The organism is Larkinella sp. (assembly GCF_965227735.1).
Lineage (GTDB): Bacteria > Bacteroidota > Bacteroidia > Cytophagales > Spirosomataceae > Larkinella.
The window spans coordinates 213,260-231,446 of the sequence record NZ_OZ245776.1; the positions used below are offsets into that span (position 1 = coordinate 213,260).

Genomic DNA, 18,187 nt, shown 5'->3' on the forward strand with positions numbered 1-18,187 from the left:
CACTGACCACAAACCCATGTATACATTGATCCGTTCGTTGCCGTGGTTCAGAATCGCGACCGAACAACTCCCGGCTTTGGTGGTGGCGATGCTAACGGCTGAGGTATTTTACAAGTTCCACAGTTTTGTGCTCGAATGCCTCGCGTTTTTGCTGACGTGGTTCATCACCGACGCCTTAATTCAGTTCGGGCGTAAGCTGTTTCGGGCGAGGAAGTAGTTTTTTCGCCCACTGGTAAAGAATGCTAAATGAAAAATGATGAATATTAAATGTAAAAGTGCTGACTTGGAAATCACTTTTACATTTAGCATTCATCATTTTTCATTTAGCATTCCCTTCTTTTAAATTCTAAACTGCCTCAGGGTTTGACAACGGGGTTCAGGATTAGTTTGCCCCGTAGTCGCCCTTCGATGTAGGGCGGTTGCTGAAACCCCCGTTTTTCAAGGCCCCGATCGATCCGGTCGATCAATTCAAAAATGTCGAGGTTCGGTTCTTCGATGTTTTTCACCAGCTCGCTGGTAAACAGACCGTTTTCGTTTCCATCGCTGGCGGTTTTTCCCGGTTCAGTGGCATACACGATCAAGGTTCCGACCGGCGGATTGATGGTGGTATAAACCGGCTGACCGGTACCGCGCGTCCAGGAACGATAGGGATTATTGCGACAGGCATCCCAAAAAACCAGGTTGGAACCGTTCGGATTGGCGGTTTTCATTCGGGCCACCACCCGTTCCAGCGAGTAGCAAACATACCGGGCATCCACCTCCGTCGATGGGTCGGCGTCGGTGGGTTGAATAAAATTCTGGTTGTCTGCCATGATGCCATGTCCCGCGTAATAGAACAAGCCCACATTGCTGCTGTCCAATTCCGAATAAAATTTTTCAAGCGCCTGATCGGTTTCCCGGAGTTTCAGGTTTTCCACGAGGGTCACCGTAAATCCCAGCTTTTCAAACTGCTTCCTCACGCTGCGACCGTCGTTGACGGGATTTTTGAGCGGGTGTTTTTCATAATCGGAATTGGCAACGATCAACGCCACCCGCTTCTGTCCGATCACCGTATCTTTTTTGGCTTCGTAAATAACGTGCCGCACCGTGGAGGTGGTGGTTCCGACCGAGTTGGTAGCCGTAATTTGGAGAACATTGTCACCCGCCTGCAGCAACACTTCCTGAGAAACCTGTTCACCGCAAACCAGCCGTTTCATGCCCCGTTGCTGACCAAACATTTTCCCGTTAACGATCACCTGATGCTCCTTCAACGCTTCAAACGACTGAACACAGGCCGAAACCGTGAAAGCGGGCTGCTTCACCTGCAGGTAATCGGTGCCCGGTGATTGCCAGGTAATCATCGGCGGCAGATTTCGGGGCGCTTCTCCCTTCAGTTTCAGGGGTTGGCTTTTTGCAGAGATTACCGTGGGCGATTGGGCCCCGGCCAGAAAATGGACGGTTAAACCGCCCAGAAGAAGTAGTATTTTTTTCATAAAGGTGTGATTAGATAGTCCGACGAATGCCAATAAGGGGTGTATTGCCCTGAAAGCCCAGGGTAAGCTGATTGGATTTCCTGCGATTACGACTCCCCCTGATGGCGCTGTAGATGACATCCGAAACCAGAATAAGGGCCGCGGCACGGGTCGCAATCAGGTATTGATGGCGCAACTGGTTGGCTTTCGTAAAATACGGTTCTGCCTGATTTTCATACGGTTGTGACTCATAAATGGCATACTGGTCCAGGGCTCTGCTTCGCTGCATGAGTCCATACACGAGTAAGCCACCGTAGGCAATCGTAATCAACGGGCGGAACCCAATCTTTTTGTTCGGTTGAACCAGCACATTGCCGAGCCCCGGAACCAGAATCGAGAACAGGGCATTGGCGGGGCCACCCCCCAAATCTGGTGGCGCTAATTTGACATTGACAACCACCTGCACTTCATCTTCCGCCAACAAACCATCCGCCTGAATATCCCAGTAAACCACTTTTCCCTTGCCGGAACCAACGCCTTTGCCAACCGCTCCCGTCACCGACCGGGCAATTAAAACCCGGTTATTTTGATTAACTGCCTGAATATAAACCGAATCATTTTTTACCAGACTTTCTACATCATACGTGACCTTTATTCTGGTTTCCTGCTGTTCAATTTTGACGTTGGTGACCGTAACTTGACGGGGGGCCTGACTCATGGCCGGAGTCAGAAAGAAAACGCACAAAACGACCAGGGCGTAGAACATCTTTTCATAAAGCATCCTTTTCATAAAGCAAACAGAGATTGAACGTCAACAAGGGTTAAAGCCCGGTTATAAAATCGCAATTCATCAACACTTCCCTGAAATTTATTCGGAAAAGCCTGGCTCAGTAAACCAAGCCGTACATCACCACCCGGGCAATTATCGATGTTTGAAATCGGCAGATTTTCCCGACTGGCTACCAATTTCCCATCGAGGTATAATTTCAATGAACGACCTTCATAAACGCCCACCACATGGTGCCAGTTGTTAAGCCATTGGGTGACGGTATTGCTCGTATTTTCCCAGCCTGCACCCGAAACACAATTGCTGTTTTGTTTGACATCGACGTTCAAAACATGGCTGCTGGAATTGCCCGCCAGGGGACGAATGCTGATGCCATATTGCTCTTCTCCACCCGTATAACGCGACTTCACCAGCAATTGCATCGGCTGACTGACGGTCCCCGTTGGTTTTACCCATAAGCTGATCGTCATGGCATTCGTAAATCGCAAAACAGGGTGATCCGGAATCTCAACAAAGTCATTGTCACCATCCAGAAAAATAGCATTGTTAGGCACCTCTTTCCGATCCGTAGTCGAGGGCGGTTGATTCACCAGTTTCCCGTGATTCGTGCCTGCAAAATCGTTCGCATTTCCGTTCAATGGATAATACGCAACCAGTCCGCTTGTTATCGATGAGGCCAGGGTGTTGAACGTCAAAACCGCCCCGTATACCGTGCCGGCCGCGTTGATGGCAAAGGCCCGGTAATAATACAACGTATTGGGCTGAAGGCCGGAAACGGCAAAATCAGCCTTATTCCCGGGCAATAAAGGCGTAATCCCCTGCGTATCCGTATCGAATGTCTGATAACTACCTGTTTTGCCCGGGTCCGTAGAGGTAGCAGACACATACACCCCGTAGCGTGTTAAAACGGGCGTTCCCGGATTGGTCAGCGACAGGGACAGCACGGCACTGGTACCGGTTATGGTCGTGGCTGACAGCGTGTTGACAACCGGTTGCGACGTGGTTAAAAATGTCTTGACCACGCCATAGGAAGTACCGGCTTCATTCGTTGCGAAAGCCCGTACATAGTAAAGGGTATTGGGCAGCAATTGAGTAGCCTGAAAAGTCTGATTATTGCCAATCACCAAGCCTGTTTTTAAGGATAAGGGGGTGGAATTATCGACATCCGGAACACCCACTACATTTGAATAACACACGCCGAATTGCGTAATGGTAGCGTTTCCGGCATCATTTACTTTTACGCCCATTATCGCCGAATTACTGGAAACGCCCGAGGGATCGAGTGTCGTGACGGAAGCTAAAGAGGCATCGGTTATTCTGGCGGTAAGGGTTGCTTTGTATGTATCTCCGCAGGGGTTTTTAAGCTCGGCATCGACGGTATAAGTACCTGTTCCCGAGTACGTAAAAGTCTGCTCCCGTTCGGATGAAGTGACGGGATTACCGGCACCAAAATTCCAGGAAACCGTGGTAAAATCGCCCTGAATATCGACGAGTTTATAGGTTACCCTCAATTTTTCAGCCGTAAAAGAAATCCGGGCCGAAGGCTTCGCGCAGGATTGAAATGATTTCCGCTCAAAATCCCATCCTTCACAACCTAAGAGAAAAAAACAGACTATACTAAAATACGCCGGTAGTCGTAAATTCATACCAAAGAATTAAGAAAAAATCCTTATTTACTTCACAATACTTATTTTTATAAGTATTTATAGCGTATAAAATTACGACAACTTTAATGCAGTTGGGAAATATTTTCCGTTTTTATTTTTAACGGATAAGTGCGCCAAATTTTGATTTAATGACAAGGCTTGTAAACGACTGAAGCCTTGTTTTAAGACAACCCGATTCTCTGTCATTCGACCCGGCGTACGCCCGGTTTATGACAAACGAAGTGCTTTTTTCAGGTCTTCCTTTTTCGCCCTCGAGATAGGCACTTCGGCACCATCGGTCAACACCAGGAAGTCGCCGAACTCTTTTTTCCAGCTCCTGATAAACTGCTTATTCACGAGGTGCGACTGATGGCAGCGCACAAAACCGTAGTTCTTCAACAACTCATCGTACCCGAAAATGGGTTTGCACACCAGCAGGGCTTCCCCATCGAGCAGGTAAAACGTCGTATAATTGTTGGACGATTCGCAGCGGATGATTTCACCGGTTTTTACAAACCGCGTTTCCTTCGCCGTCGCCAAAGCAATGCGCGGCTCTTCGGGCGGCTGACCGGCTTTCAGGAAGTGCATCAGGTTTTGCAGGAGTTGGTTCTGTTGTTTCAACTGCCGTTGTTGGCGGGCTCTTTCCACAGCCGAGTGTAGTTCGTCAATCGCAATGGGCTTCAACAGGTAATCCACCGCAGCAAACCGCAACGCCTGGATGGCAAATTGATCATAGGCCGTGACGAAAATCACCTCGAAGTCGTAGGCAGGCAGGCTGCGCAACCAGTCGAATCCGTTTTGTTGGGGCATCTGGATGTCCAGAAATACCAGATCAGGCTGGAGAACTTGCAGCCGGGTGGTAGCCGTTTCCGCGTTCAGGGCCGTGCCACAGACTTCCACCTGCGGACAATACGCGTTCAGCAGGGCCTGCAGGTTCTCCAGATTCGGTTGCTCGTCGTCAATCAACAGTGCTTTCATCAAAACCATGACCCAAAGGTAAGGGTAATCTGCGTTCCCGATGGGGTGGCTTTCTGAATGGCCAGGGTAATTTGCCAGTCGGAATGGAGCCTGTTCAAGCGCTCGATTCGGTCACGGGTAAGTCTCAATCCCAGCCCATTACCGGCTTTATCTTCCGTAAAACCGCTGCCATTATCGGTAATGGTTACCGTCATGGCGTGTGCCAACCGACTGAAAACCACCGTAATAATTCCCTTTTCTGGTCGGGGAGCAACACCGTGTTTGACCGCGTTTTCGACCAAAGGCTGTAGAAGCATCACCGGTATAGCCGTTTCATACACATTGATTGCCGCATCGGCGCGGATGGCATACTGAAACCCAAACCGGAGCTGCTCCAGCTTCAAATAGGTGTCCAGCATCTGGATTTCTTCGTGCAGGGAAAGCTCGTCTTTGTGGGCATGGTGCAGCGACTCCCGCAGCAGCCGGGCAAAATCGGACAGGTACCGGTTGGCCCCTTTGATGTCTTCTTTGTTGATGAGGCCCTGAATCGAGCTGAGGGCGTTGAAAACAAAATGCGGATTGAGCTGGGCGTGAATCGCCTTCAATTCGAGCTGCAAGCGGGTTTTGCCCGCCTTTTCTTGCCGGGTTTTCCGCCGTTGCCGGATAAACAGGATCAGAAACAAGCCCGCGCCCAGTAAAACTGCCGAAAAAATTCCCGCTAATAACAGGAACTGGTTTGTTTGATACCAGGCCGGTTCGACGGCAAAGCGATATTCTGCAACGTGCTGCGGCTGAGCCGAATACCGAATCCGGATCGTATACGCTCCGGGGGGACAATCTTTGATCCAGACAAAACTGTTGTTGTACGCATTGTCTCGCCAGGGGGTGTAAACGCTGCCGGTTCGGATCAATTCGTACTGAATCTGTTTTTTACTGAACTGACCCTTTTCGAGCGCAAAAATCAGGTTTTCGTTCGTGGCGGAAACCTTAAAAACCGGGGGAAAACTGCCCGTGGATTGTCGGTCGGGCAGCCAGGGCGATTGCAACTTCTGAAAAAAATCATCGATCGTTTCGGACGTATACACACTGGTAATCACCGGTCTGACCATTTCCCAGGCCACCAGCGAAGTCGCTACAATCTGGTTTTGTCCGGTGTTTCTGACATCCACGATCAGCATTTTCCCCAGCCGGGTTCTGTAACCGCCCAGGTAAGCCATCACCGGCATCCCCGAATCGCGGATCAGCGTTGAATCGGTAAACCGGTTGATGCCCTGCCAGGGAACGAGCACCCGATGGCCCGGATATTCCAGCACCCGAAACTGGTATTGCCGGGCCAATTGCGGCCCCACGCCGTGCAGAAAGAACTGCGCCCGCGCCGTATCGAACGTGGTGCGGGCCACGAATCCGCGGGGACGTTCCCGCTTAAAAACCGGGTCTTTCTCCAGATCAACCACATGGCGGCTCTTGTCCCGGATTTCCCAAAATGCGTTGTTCTCTTTCCGGATGGCCAGTATTAAGCCCACTGCTGCGGGCTTGTTTCCGACCTCACTTGGAAAACTATGGGAGTAGTCGCCCCAGTAGATTTGCGCCTGTAGTGAAGTGAGGGTCAGGCTCCCTGCGATGATGGCGAAGATGGTCTTTTTCATGTTGTCGAATTTAGACGTCAAAAAAAGGATCTTTTTTAACCATCGTGTTGGGCAATGTGAATTCGGTCAGTATGGGTGTGAATTTGAACCAGCGATCAGATTACAATACAACTTTTCGGATCAAGAGCAAAAGTTGTGGAGCATCTTGGATTAAGCATATAACTGCGTCAATCGGTAAAGAAAGAATTCCACATTTTTTACCCCTCTGAACTGGGCTCGGAACGCTTTGATTTTAGCATTGAAAGATTCGGCCGACGCATTGGTGCTGCGGTTGTCAAAATAATTCAGGATTGTCTCATAGTGGTTTTGAATCGAACGGGCCACCGTGTTGAAGGCCTTAAAACCGCACTGCCGGACCTTTTCATGCCATTTAGCCAGACGAGCCAAGCCATAAAGTTTATCGGTCGTATTCTCAAAGATCTGGCTTAGGGCTTGACTGAGATCATAGGCTTTTTTCAGATCAGGGTACCGATCAAAAAGCAGCGTAGCCCGTTCCCGTTGACTGTCAGTCCAATCACCCGGTTTTTTATAAAGCACATACCGGCTGCGGGCCAGCAATTGTTTAAGGGTATCGCCATTGGAAAGCACCGGGGACTCGTACTCACTCTGAGTGGCTTTGGCTTGTTCAAGGGCTTCGTTTTCGGCATCCAGGGCTTCCCACCGGTACTCGACGCGCATTTCCTGAACGGCTTCCAGGGCTAATTGCTGAACATGAAACCGGTCGGTGACCTGAGTAGCTCGTGGAAAGCTTTTTTTGGCAATCAAAGCCATGTTACCCGCCATGTCCAAAGTGATTTCGGTGACCTTTTTGCGGAGCTTTTCGGGAATTTTCCGGAGAATAGCGATCACGGTTTCCGCTTTTGTACCGGCGATAATGGCTACAATACTGCCCTTTTGGCCTTTGGCTGCTTTATTGGTCAGAATCGTATATAACTCGCCATGCGAAAGGCTAGTCTCATCGATCGATAAATGCGTTCCTATATTTTGGGGATATAACAGCCACTGTTTAGCATGTTTTAGCTGGGACCAGTTCTGAAAATGGCTCAAATGGGTCCGATACTGGCGGGACAAACGTTTTCCGTCAACGCCATATAAACGACCCAGGCTATTGGTACTGTGGGGGGATAAATCCGTCAAGCTGGTTTAAAAAAAGCGCGAATTCTTTCGTCATTCGCGTTCCCTCTGCTACCTGTGACCAATCTCTTTGCTGGATGTGACCGGTCTGGGTATTGAGCCGCGCCACGGTGGCCAGCGACGACGTTTAATATGAAGAAAAACCCGTTTATCACGGATGGGGAAGTCCTGGATGGTAATTTCAGGTAAGAAACCCTTCGATAAAAGAAATGCTTTAGCGGGATCGGACTCCGGGTAGTTTTTCTCTTCCAGATAAACATGAAGCAGATCCGAAGACTTCTCGACACGGGTCAGTTCATAATAGGCTACGATAAAATCAGGTAACAGGTATTCGACTAAAGGTAAGAAACTCTCCAAGACGGTCAGGTTTGATTAAAAACACAAACCTAAAAAAATCCTACGCCCTCCACAACTTTTGCACTTGATCCCTTTTGTACTTGATCCAACTTTTCGTGTTTATCCGCGAACTATAACAAACAAATAACACCTTACAAATCACTGAAAATCAGCTTTCTGTAAGGTGTTATTTGTACCGGGAGCCGGACTCGAACCGGCATGCCCTTGCAGACATTGGTGTTTGAGACCAACGCGTCTACCGATTCCGCCATCCCGGCATTACTACGGCGCGTGTCGCTCAAGCGAACGTGGGTGCAAAAGTAGGATTAATACTGAATAATGAAGCATGAATACTGAATATTTTTTTAAGACTTGTCGCTTTCAACTGCCCATTTGACGCGTATTTGAGGGTTTTTATCCTCATTGACAGCCCGTTACTCGTAGCGTAGGGCTTCGATGGGGTCTAAACGGGAGGCTTTGAAAGCCGGGTAAATGCCCGAAAATAAACCGACGGTCACGCACACCAGAATGCCAACAGCCATCCAGAACCAGGGCACCACGAAACTGCCATTGCCCTGACTCACCACCGTCGAAATCAGGTTGCCAATCCCGATGCCCAGGATTATCCCGCCAATGCCGCCCATGATGCAGATGACCACGGCTTCGATCAAGAACTGTTCGCGGATGCGTTTGGGGGTGGCTCCCAGCGATTTCCGAATCCCGATTTCGCGGGTGCGCTCCGTCACCGACACCAGCATGATGTTCATGAGCGCAATGGCCGCGCCCAGCAGCGTGATGAAACCGATGCCAAAACCGCCGATCCGGAGGTAGCTGGTGATGTTTTCAAAATCTTTCGCCAGCTCATCCGCCCGCTTGATTTCAAAGGTGTCGGGTTTGCCCAGCGGGTCCCGGCGAATCTGACGCATCAACCCCCGGGCTTCGTCCACGGCCGTTTCGGCATCGCCCATGTTGGGCACCGAGCCGGTGATGTCGAAGGTGAGTGTGCGCGTGCCAGCCATGGCCCGGGCATTTTCCAGCGGCACCAGCACCATGCGATCGTCTCCCCCACCCGAAAAACCGCCTTTTTTCTCCAGCACGCCCACGACTTTGTATTTGCCGCCCAGCACACTAATCTCCTTGTTGAGTGGATTCTGGCCCTTATCAAACAGGGTGGTGGCCACTTCGTTGCCGATAATGGTCACGTTGAGCGAATTCTCGAGGTCATTCGGGGAGAAATTGCGGCCCGACTGCATCTTCAGGGCTTTGATGCCCATGAAATTATCGTCAATGCCGATCAACTGCACATTGGGATTGGTCTTCTTGGATGCGTATTTGATCTGGGCGGCTCCGGTCACGGCGGCATACACCGCAATGTTCTCCCCCTGCTGAAACCGCCGTTTAAAGGTCATCGCCTGGTGGTAGTCGATCGGCGGCACCCGCTTTTCGGACCGGCCGCCAAACCGCCGGTACATCTGCGGTCCCTGAATGTCGAAGGTGTTGGCCCCCAGTCCGGCAAAACTGTTGTCAACCGAGCTTTGAATGCCGTCGATCGCCGTTAAAATCCCAACCAGCGACGTGATTCCGATGGCGATGATCAGCGAGGTCAGAATGGTTCGCAGGCGGTTGGAAATAATGGAGCGCAGTCCTTCGCGGATATTTTCGAGGAGATTCATAGCGTGTCAGGGTGAAGATTTAGCATAAAATTTGCTTATCTTCGTTGAATACGAGTACGTACAAAGCTACTCAAAACAGCTAAAAAACGATTACCGATGAAAAGGCTGCTATTACCGCTCATCCTGATTTTGGCATTGACGACCCCGGTTTGGGCGTCGAAAATCCTGATTCCAATGGATGAAAGTCAGAAGAATCACCTGAAGGCCTACGGCATAGCGTACTGGGTATTACGCCAGTACGATACGGAAGTGGACTGGTTGCTAAATTACCGGGGGGGCAGTTTCATGATGCCGCACACCCAGAAATTTGTCAACGAACTGGTGATCCGGGGTGTCAGCTACGAGGTCATTTCCGACGCACAAGGCGGGCAGATTATCGCCGAAGTGTCGTCGCCTGACGCCAACATGGATGCGGTCAAATTGCAGAAAGCGCCCAAAGTGGCCGTTTATTCGCCCAAAACCAAGCAGCCGTGGGACGATGCCGTGACGCTGGTCATGACCTACGCCGAAATTCCGTATGAGACGGTTTTTGACGAGGATGTGATGGATGGCAAACTGGCGCAATACGACTGGCTCCACCTTCACCACGAAGACTTTACGGGACAATATGGCAAGTTTTTCCAGTTTCGCGACCAGCCCTGGTACCAGGCCCAGAAGCGCGAATCGGAGCTGATTGCGAAGAAATACGGCTACACCAAAGTGTCGGAACTGAAACGCAACGTGGTCAAAAAAATCCGGGATTATTGCCTGGGGGGCGGTTACATGTTTGCCATGTGCAACGCCACCGATACCTACGACATTGCGCTGGCAACCCAGAACACCGACATTGCGGAGTCGATTTATGACGGCGATGCTGCCGATCCGGCGGCCAACAGCAAACTGGATTACAGCCAGACCCAGGCTTTCCGCAACTTTCAGGTTTACATCAATCCGTATCAGATCGAGTTTTCGAACATCGACAACCAGCCCGAAGAACGCGGCCTGATCGAGCAGAACGATTATTTTACGCTCTTCCAGTTTTCGGCCAAATGGGACCCCATCCCGACCATGCTGACCCAAAACCACATGAACATCATCAAGGGGTTCATGGGCCAGACAACCGCCTTCAAGAAAGGATTCATCAAACCGGAAGTGGTGATTCTGGCCGAAAACCGGGCCGCCAACGAAGCCCGCTACATTCACGCCCCCTACGGCAAGGGCTTCTTCACGTTCTACGGCGGGCATGATCCCGAAGATTACCGGCACGAAATCAACGAAGAACCCACCGATCTGAACCTGCACCCCAACTCCGCCGGTTACCGGCTAATCTTGAACAACATCCTCTTCCCGGCAGCCAAAAAGAAAAAGCAGAAGACGTGAGAAGGTTTACGGTATTCGGTTTACGGTGGCTGACGCGTTCTTGCCAGTCCGAAAACTATAAACCGAATACCGTAAAAGCGGATCGTGAGGGAAAGGCCCCTTACGATCCGCTTTTTGCTTTTCACACCTGCCAGGCGGCATTTTGAGGGAACGGTTTCACGACTGAAAGTTTACAGTTCAGGTGTGAAAGTTACGTGTTCATGGACATGAGCGTTGAAAAAAACGCGTCAGTGCGTCACCTTTGAATCATGAAGTATACAACTTCAGATTATTGGTAAACAACAACGACATCCATTCCCGGAAACTCATGAATTCTTATGCCAACACGCAGGCGACGCTGAACCTTTCGCACGTCGCCATCCGCGAGGCCGATCTCGATCTGTCTTCGACCTGCGGTATTAAATACTGGTTTTTGCCCACGCTGCCGGATTCGAAAGTCGACACCGGCGTGGTTTGGCTGGCACCCGGCGCCAGCGGAACAGCCCTGCACACCCACTCCGAAGAAGATGAATATTTTTCGGTCGAATACGGCGAACTCGAAATCTATGAGGGCCACCGCTGGGTTCGGCTGACCGCCGGCCAGTCACTCACTATCCCCGCCGGAACCCAGCACACCTTGCGCAACCAGTCGGGCCACGCCTGTCTCTACTTTTACAGCATTTCACCCCAGTTCGCTTCGCTGATCTAGCGGTTTTCAACCCGCTTCCCCGATCACGACAGGCTACACGTGGTTCCTTACCAAACAACAACTCATGAACGCTAAAAAAATCCTCTTTGCCACCATTCCCGCCGATGGGCACTTCAATCCGCTGACGGGCCTCGCCAAACACCTGCAGAAACAGGGTCACGACGTTCGCTGGTATACCGGCGGATCGTATCTCACCAAAGCCGAAAAGCTTGGCATACCGGTTTTTCCGTTTAAAACTGCCCGGGTAATCAATCAGGAAAATTTCGAAGCCCTGTTTCCTGAGCGGCAGCAGATCAAAGGAACCATCGCCCGGCTTCGGTTCGACATCAACCAGATTTTTCTGAACCGTGCGCCCGAATTTGTGGCAGACATCGTCGAACTTTATCAGGAATTTCCGTTTGAACTCCTCGTTTGCGATGCCCTCTTTACGGGTGCGCCTTTCATCAAACAGTTGCTCCAGGTGCCGGTGGTAACGATGGGCATCGTTCCCCTTTCCGAAACCTCCCGCGACCTGCCACCCGCTGGCATGGGCCTGGAACCGGCCACCGGTTTTTGGGGGAAACGCAAACAGGATGTAATGCGGTATGTAACCAAAAACTTCCTGTTTAAACCGTGTACGGACCTGTATAACCGCTACCTGATCCAGCACGGGCTGGCTCCTACCCAGGATTTTGTGTTCGATTCGTTCATTCGCAGTGCCGATGTGTACCTGCAAAGTGGCGTTCCCGGTTTTGAATACACCCGGCGGGATATGAGTCCGAATGTCCGGTTTGTCGGCCCGCTCCTGCCCTACACCCAGGGCGCCCGGAAACCTTTCCAGCACTACGATACGCTCAAAAACTACCGCAAAGTGATTCTGGTAACCCAGGGAACCGTCGAGCGCGACCCTGAAAAAATCATCGTTCCAACCCTCGAAGCGTTCAAGGACTCGTCGTACCTGGTGATTGCCACCACCGGCGGTTCGCAAACGGAAGCACTCCGGGCGCGGTTTCCGCAGTCCAACCTCATCATTGAAGACTTCATCGACTTCAACGAAATCATGCCATATTGCGATGTTTACGTCACCAACGGCGGCTACGGCGGGGTGATGCTGAGCATTCAGAATGGTTTGCCGATGATTGCTGCGGGACTACATGAAGGCAAAAACGAGATCACGGCCCGGATCGGCTACTTCAAACTCGGCGTCAACCTGAAAACGGAAACGCCCACGTCCGACCAGATTCGCACGCAGGTGGAAACGGTTCTGAACACCCCCGACTACCGCCAGCGCATTCTGAAAATGCGGGATGAGTTTGCGGAATACAATCCGAATGAATTGTGTGAATACTACATCGCGGAGGTTCTGGGCGACTATAAAACTAAGGTTTCCCACCAAACCCTGGCTCACTGAGCGAGCGGTCTGCACGTGTCGTGATTTGCGTGTTTTCTGCGTAAAATGACACGTCCGACGCCATTTTTCAGCCGTACCTTTGCTTCCATCAAACAACAACTACGACGAACAAAAATGAAAAAATTAACACTCCTCACCATTCTGGCGTGGCTGGTTGCCGTCGCCCTGATGCCTTCGGCCAAGGCCCAAACCATTGAACAAGGCACAAAACTGATCAACGCCGGTATTGGTCTCGGCACGTATACTTACCGGGGTCTGCCCATCGGAGCCTCCTTCGAATACGCGGTAAAAGATAATTTTTCGGTTGGCGGTTCCTTCGATTTTTCCCGTTACGGGTACAACAGCGGTGGCTACAAATGGAATTACACGTTTCTGTTTTTTACAGCCCGTGGCACCTACCATTTCGGTGAACTCCTGAACGTCAGCGACTCCAAGTTCGATCCCTACGCGGGCCTCTCGCTGGGCGTCCGAACCTCTTCCTACCGCGATTCCTACGGTTCTTCCAGCGACTATTACAGCCCTTACGGCAACTCCCTGTTTCTCGGTCTTCACCTGGGTTCCCGGTATATGTTCTCCGAACAATTCGGCGGTTTTGCGGAAGTCGGCTACGGTGTGGCGGTTCTGCGCGTGGGTCTATCGGCTAAAATCAAGTAATAAATGCCCCCAACCCCCTAAAGGGGGCTTCAAAATCCGGATATTTTATCCCCCTTTAGGGGTGGTGGGGGTAACGAAAATCAATTCAAATAAGACGGTTTTGAAATGAGAAAGAACTTTTTTGTAGTAGCGTTCCTAGTGGTCGCCGGTGGGTGGTGGATAGCCGCCCGTCCCGGCGACATTGTGACCGACCTGGGTCTAACCGCCGAACAGGTTCAGGAAACGACCTTTACCAATGTCACCTCCGCGGAGTTCAGCACGCCGTATACCCAGAAGGTCCGGCAACTGGCGAAGAAAATTCCCGAGGGTTCCCGGGCGGCTGCCGTTCAGGCGCTGGGGGCCGTGGTGCGGTCGTATGCCAGCTCCGCCGATTTTAAAAACCGCTATCAGGACTGGCTGAAAAATAAATACCAGATCAGCGACGACCAGACGCGCGAAGCCGCCCAGAACCAGAGCACAACGATGAACGATGTGAAGTCGGCCTACAACCAGCAGGCGGCTATGGTTCAGAATGCCTACAGCCAGATGCCGCCGTCGGCGCTGGCGATGATGATTCAAAGCCAGATTCAGGTGGCGCAACAGGCGCTTTCGGAAACCGAAGGAGCCGAAAAAACCGCCAGGGCGCAGGAACTGACGGAGTTGAAACGGTTGCAGGCGTTATCGAAAACCAAACCGGAGGAGTTCAAAAAACAATACGTGGCCCACTTTGACAAAATGCTCCAGCGGGAAATGGCGAAGAGCATGGGCAAGGCGGAGAACGACCTGAACGAATCGAAGCAGAAGGCTCAGGATTACCAGAACCGACTGGCCGACTACAAAGCCGCCCCGTCGGTTCATGCCGCCCTGAAACAACGCCTGACCGACTTCATTGCCCTGGCCGGCAGCGTCGACTTCGATGCCCAACTCACCAAACAGGGGTACAAAATGGAATTCGTCAATCCGCAATACCGCAACCAATCCAGCCAGTGGAAGCTGTTGTTTCGGATGGGCAAAGAGCCGGTTCTGGCCGCGCGTTCGTTCGCTCAAAACTGGGTGAAAGAACTGGAAAGTAAAAAGTAAACGTTGGTAATTAATTTTTCAGGTAAACTGCAGAAATTCTGCTGACACTGTCGGCAGAATTTTCTCTTTTTAGCGGACGTCTTGAGCATGATCCGGAAATTGAGTAAACTGCGCGCCATGAAAACCGCTCTTTTCGCCCTTTTCCTGCTGGTCAGCAGCCTGTTTATTCAGGCTCAGACCGTTCCCTTGCCCGACCCGTTCACGCTGAAAGACGGGCGACGGGTCACTTCCATCCACCAATGGAAAACCGTACGACGGCCCGAGTTGCTGGCGATGTTTGCCCGCGAGATGTACGGCCAATCGCCCGCCAAACCGTTGCAAATGACATTTAAAGTGTTCGACACTGACCCGAAGGCACTGGGTGGAAAAGCAACCCGAAAACAGGTTGCCATTTTTCTGAACGGGCAGGCCGACGGTCCGCGGATCGACGTGTTGCTGTACATCCCGAATCAGGCTAAAAAACCGGTTCCGGCCATTCTGGGGCTCAACTTCTGGGGAAACCACAGCATCCATACCGATCCCGGCATCCGGATTTCGACGAGCTGGATGGAGTCGAGCCGCCACAACCCTTACGTCGATGTTTCCTGCGTGGTCGATCACCGTGCCACCGAAGCCTGCCGGGGCATCAACGCCCGGCAGTGGCCCATCGACAGCATCCTGAGCCGGGGGTATGCCCTCGTGACGGCCTACCGCGAAGACATTGCGTCCGATGAGCGGACCACTGGTTTTTCGACGGGTGTTCACACGCTCTATCCCGACTTTCAGAAGCAGGGCGATAATTTTGGCACCATTGCTGCCTGGGCCTGGGGCCTGAGCCGCATCATGGATTATCTGCAAACCGACCCCGCCATCCAGGCCAAACGGGTGGCTTTGTTTGGCTGGTCGCGGTTGGGAAAAGCGGCTTTGTGGGCGGGAGCAAACGATGAACGGTTTGCAATGGTGCTCAGCAACGAGTCGGGTGCGGGTGGGGCCAAACTGTTCCGCCGGGGCGTGGGCGAAAACATCCGGCGACTGAATACCGTCTTTCCGCACTGGTTCTGCGGAAATTTCCGAAAATACATGGATCAGGACACGCTGCTCCCCTTCGATCAGCACCTGGTGATTGGCCTGATTGCTCCACGACCGGTTTACGTCGCCAGCGCCGAGGACGACAAAGGTTCCGATCCGGTGGGGGAATTTGCCTCGGCCAAAGCCGCCGAGGTGGTCTACCGGTTTTTAGGAACCGACGGTTTGCCGACGCAGACGATGCCCGCCCTTCACGAGTCGGTTCAGGGCCGGATGGGTTACCACATCCGGTCGGGTGGTCACGATGTCTTGTGGTACGACTGGGCTCAGTATCTGCGGTTTATGGACAGGCATTTCAAAACTGAATACCGTAAACCGTAACCTAACGTGAACTATAAGATTATTGACCCCTCCGGGGTCAGATGTTAATAGTAAATCGGTATTTTAAGAACTCCAGGCGTGCCGGAGGTAGGCGACTAAGCCTTTATCGCGTACCTCCGGCACGCCTGGAGTTCTTAAAATACCGATTTACTATTAACATTACGTGCCTCTGGCACTTAAACAACTGTTAGTCAAGGGCATCATCTCATAGTTCGCGTTAACCTAGTACGTCGCGAGTTGATACGCCTTCGGGTTGTGGCCTGTCCATTTTTTGAAGGCCCGGCGGAACGAACTTGGTTCGTCGTACCCCATGACAAAGGCAATCTCGTTGATATTGTGTTGATTGGTGCGGATCAGACGCAGGGCAATGTCCCGGCGGGCGAGGTCGATAATTTCGCGGAAGGTCACGTCCTCTGCCTGCAACCGGCGTTGCAGCGACCGAACCGACAGCCCCAGTTCGTCGGCCACATCTTCGATCTGGGCGGTTTGCTGGTTATCGAGTCGGCGCAGCACGATGGCGCGGGACTGCTCGGCGAGGGGCTGGGTTTGCAGATAACCCGTTCCGTACTCCATCGCCTGACACACATGATCGTATAATTCGTTCGGATTGATGCCCATTCGCTGGCAAATGGCCTCGACGTGGTCTTTGTTGCCGTTCAGAGCAATATTCAAAATCGTTTTTAACGAGTTAAAAGGAGTCGGTCCTGCGTACATGTCGATAAACGGGATGGGTGAATTACTTAAATCGGTTACAAGTAATTCAACTTTTGCCGTCAGGGAAACGCAGAAATCTTTAAAGTGCAGGAATCAGTATCTGAAATGGTATTTTAGGGTGCTCAACCGCTATTAGAAACTAAACCAGTTTTCCATGACCTGCGAAGGCCGGGCGCTTTCCAGTTGCTGTTCCATTTTGTCAGGAATCTTGGGGAAGAAGTCGATCCCCGTTCGTTTTTCCACCTCATCGACCGTAACCACAAACTGTTTCAGGGAGCGGTCCGACTCCTCGTTTTTCATCAGAAAAGCAATCATGCGGATGTCGGGGTTGTTGCAATACAGGATCACTTTGTAGTAATATTCCGGAATGGCGACCTGGTTTTTCTTGCCGATGGTCGGTAGTCCGGGACGTAAAACCGGACCCGTCACCACATACAGCCCTCTGTCGCGCAGCGCCCAGACCCGCACCTGTTCTTCCAGTTTTTTCCAGATGCCCCGGTTAAAATCCGGTACCTGCGGACTGATGTTGCTCATGTAAAACGTCTGCTGCATCATCTCCTTCGAAAACTTGAAGTCGCCAGCCGGAGCCAGGTGACCGCGGTCGTAGCCCGACCGGGTATAATCCGACGACAGCGCCGAGCCGGTTTCGACCAGCGGATCGGGCTGAAACTGCTCATTTTTCCGGTCGGCATCGCCCAGAATTTCGTCTTCCAGCAACGGATACGACACCCAATCGGCCTGTTCATATTCTTCCCGATAGCGCAGCGTATAGCCGTCGTGCCGAATAATGGCGTCGGTGGGCTGGAAAGCGGGCAGCGTAAAATCAACGGCTTTTTCAAAATCGAATAGCTTCTTCCGGTCACTTTTTTTCGGAACCACCAGCGCCGACCTTCCCTCCGACCGCGCTTTTTCCAGCATCGAGCGGTCGTCACTCGCTTCGGTATCGGTATTGTCGGTGGCAACTTCCGGCGTGGGTTCGGGCGCTTTATAGGGATTCCCCTGCGATTCATGGCGGGGCGATTTGATGCCCACCAGACTTTTGACATCGTTCCAGAACGCCACAACGGGCTCAGTCCGACCACCGTAGTGGAGAAACAGCCCAATCAGAAAAAAGACAAACAACAGCAGCAGCGTATTGCCACGCAGCCGAAATCCGCGCTGGTGATAGCGTCGGGTACGAAAAGACGAACGAAAAAACATGGTGCTAAGTTACGAATACAATCCAAAGAGAACTGACGATAATTGTTACCGAATACAAGATAAAGGTTATTAATTTTGTCTTTCTTGCCCACTCCCAGTTGAACCGC

17 protein-coding genes and 1 tRNA gene are annotated in these 18,187 nt (G+C 51.7%); 7 read left to right on the forward strand and 11 right to left on the reverse strand.

What is annotated here, in order from left to right:
• Positions 1 to 16 precede the first annotated feature (16 nt).
• On the forward strand, positions 17 to 217 hold the full coding sequence (locus tag ACO064_RS00855; protein WP_421825540.1) for a hypothetical protein: 201 nt from the start codon (positions 17 to 19) through the stop codon (positions 215 to 217).
• A 139-nt stretch (positions 218 to 356) separates the two neighbouring features.
• Here the strand turns inward: ACO064_RS00855 and ACO064_RS00860 are convergent, their stop codons facing one another.
• The 9 genes from ACO064_RS00860 to ACO064_RS00900 all read right to left on the reverse strand — a co-directional run bounded on the left by ACO064_RS00860 (position 357) and on the right by ACO064_RS00900 (position 9,630).
• Complete coding sequence (locus tag ACO064_RS00860) at positions 357 to 1,472, reverse strand: caspase family protein (RefSeq protein WP_421825541.1); 1,116 nt, start codon at positions 1,470 to 1,472, stop codon at positions 357 to 359.
• A 10-nt stretch (positions 1,473 to 1,482) separates the two neighbouring features.
• Complete coding sequence (locus ACO064_RS00865; protein WP_421825542.1) at positions 1,483 to 2,241, reverse strand: hypothetical protein; 759 nt, start codon at positions 2,239 to 2,241, stop codon at positions 1,483 to 1,485.
• Positions 2,238 to 3,749, reverse strand: coding sequence for a LamG-like jellyroll fold domain-containing protein (locus ACO064_RS00870; RefSeq protein ID WP_421825543.1), 1,512 nt, complete (start codon positions 3,747 to 3,749; stop codon positions 2,238 to 2,240). Before ACO064_RS00870 ends, ACO064_RS00865 begins: the two co-directional genes overlap by 4 nt.
• A 363-nt stretch (positions 3,750 to 4,112) precedes the next feature.
• Positions 4,113 to 4,862, reverse strand: coding sequence for a LytR/AlgR family response regulator transcription factor (locus ACO064_RS00875; RefSeq protein ID WP_421825544.1), 750 nt, complete (start codon positions 4,860 to 4,862; stop codon positions 4,113 to 4,115).
• Positions 4,862 to 6,487, reverse strand: a complete 1,626-nt coding sequence (locus tag ACO064_RS00880; RefSeq protein ID WP_421825545.1) for a sensor histidine kinase — start codon at positions 6,485 to 6,487, stop codon at positions 4,862 to 4,864. The genes ACO064_RS00875 and ACO064_RS00880 overlap by 1 nt, the downstream gene beginning before the upstream one ends.
• Before the next feature lie 150 nt (positions 6,488 to 6,637).
• Positions 6,638 to 7,624 carry an ISAon1 family transposase gene (locus ACO064_RS00885; RefSeq protein ID WP_421825546.1) on the reverse strand — a complete coding sequence of 329 codons (987 nt, stop codon included), beginning with the start codon at positions 7,622 to 7,624 and terminating at the stop codon, positions 6,638 to 6,640.
• A gap of 48 nt (positions 7,625 to 7,672) precedes the next feature.
• Positions 7,673 to 7,978: an ISAon1 family transposase N-terminal region protein gene (locus ACO064_RS00890; RefSeq protein ID WP_421825547.1), complete on the reverse strand. Its 306-nt coding sequence runs from the start codon at positions 7,976 to 7,978 to the stop codon at positions 7,673 to 7,675.
• Between the two features lie 173 nt (positions 7,979 to 8,151).
• Positions 8,152 to 8,235 (reverse strand) — tRNA-Leu (locus ACO064_RS00895).
• 156 nt (positions 8,236 to 8,391) lie between these two features.
• Positions 8,392 to 9,630 (reverse strand): ABC transporter permease, encoded by a 1,239-nt coding sequence (locus ACO064_RS00900; RefSeq protein ID WP_421825548.1) that lies wholly within the window; start codon positions 9,628 to 9,630, stop codon positions 8,392 to 8,394.
• 96 nt (positions 9,631 to 9,726) lie between these two features.
• Between ACO064_RS00900 and ACO064_RS00905 the strand changes: the two genes are divergently transcribed.
• From ACO064_RS00905 to ACO064_RS00930, 6 genes are all read left to right on the forward strand, one after another.
• On the forward strand, positions 9,727 to 10,989 hold the full coding sequence (locus ACO064_RS00905; protein ID WP_114408918.1) for an asparagine synthetase B: 1,263 nt from the start codon (positions 9,727 to 9,729) through the stop codon (positions 10,987 to 10,989).
• A 307-nt stretch (positions 10,990 to 11,296) separates the two neighbouring features.
• Positions 11,297 to 11,677 carry a cupin domain-containing protein gene (locus ACO064_RS00910; RefSeq protein ID WP_421825549.1) on the forward strand — a complete coding sequence of 127 codons (381 nt, stop codon included), beginning with the start codon at positions 11,297 to 11,299 and terminating at the stop codon, positions 11,675 to 11,677.
• Positions 11,678 to 11,741: 64 nt separating this feature from the next.
• Positions 11,742 to 13,067: a glycosyltransferase gene (locus ACO064_RS00915; protein WP_421825550.1), complete on the forward strand. Its 1,326-nt coding sequence runs from the start codon at positions 11,742 to 11,744 to the stop codon at positions 13,065 to 13,067.
• Positions 13,068 to 13,181: 114 nt separating this feature from the next.
• Complete coding sequence (locus ACO064_RS00920; RefSeq protein WP_421825551.1) at positions 13,182 to 13,721, forward strand: hypothetical protein; 540 nt, start codon at positions 13,182 to 13,184, stop codon at positions 13,719 to 13,721.
• 105 nt (positions 13,722 to 13,826) lie between these two features.
• Positions 13,827 to 14,780, forward strand: a complete 954-nt coding sequence (locus ACO064_RS00925; RefSeq protein WP_421825552.1) for a hypothetical protein — start codon at positions 13,827 to 13,829, stop codon at positions 14,778 to 14,780.
• A gap of 117 nt (positions 14,781 to 14,897) precedes the next feature.
• Positions 14,898 to 16,166, forward strand: coding sequence for a CocE/NonD family hydrolase (locus ACO064_RS00930; RefSeq protein ID WP_421825553.1), 1,269 nt, complete (start codon positions 14,898 to 14,900; stop codon positions 16,164 to 16,166).
• Positions 16,167 to 16,388: 222 nt separating this feature from the next.
• Here the strand turns inward: ACO064_RS00930 and ACO064_RS00935 are convergent, their stop codons facing one another.
• Complete coding sequence (locus ACO064_RS00935; RefSeq protein WP_191908700.1) at positions 16,389 to 16,838, reverse strand: helix-turn-helix transcriptional regulator; 450 nt, start codon at positions 16,836 to 16,838, stop codon at positions 16,389 to 16,391.
• 174 nt (positions 16,839 to 17,012) lie between these two features.
• Positions 17,013 to 18,080 (reverse strand): DNA/RNA non-specific endonuclease, encoded by a 1,068-nt coding sequence (locus ACO064_RS00940; RefSeq protein ID WP_421825554.1) that lies wholly within the window; start codon positions 18,078 to 18,080, stop codon positions 17,013 to 17,015.
• Positions 18,081 to 18,187 lie beyond the last annotated feature (107 nt).